The sequence below is a fragment of the Larkinella sp. C7 genome (assembly GCF_006149005.1).
Lineage (GTDB): Bacteria > Bacteroidota > Bacteroidia > Cytophagales > Spirosomataceae > Larkinella.
Window position 1 is genome coordinate 1 of the sequence record NZ_VBSL01000305.1, and the last position, 303, is coordinate 303.

General features: G+C 39.9%; 1 protein-coding gene. It reads right to left on the minus strand.

Annotated features, from left to right (window positions below; translation table 11 throughout):
* A partial coding sequence (locus tag FH871_RS35525; protein WP_212768444.1) for a hypothetical protein occupies window positions 1-303 on the minus strand: 303 nt, incomplete at both ends.

Here is a 303-nt window from a genome sequence, read left to right on the forward strand (position 1 = left end):
ATTTGCTCCCGCAGACTTTCGATATCATGAACCAGAAGAATCTTGTGGCGATTAAAGGCCAACTTTTTCATGAGTTTTTTCAGGGAAGGCCGACCGAACATAGAATATTGCATCAAGCAGATGTCGTCAGCCTCAATGCACTTTATTTTCTTAGCAAGGATATAATCTTCTCCCAAAATCTTGATGGCCCGAGGCAAGCTCATGTCGTAATTAATACCCAAAAAGCCAATCGTTTTCAAGAAACTACTAATATCTCGCTCAGCCTTAGAAGCTGCTGTATTAGTATCATCTCTGATAAAATCT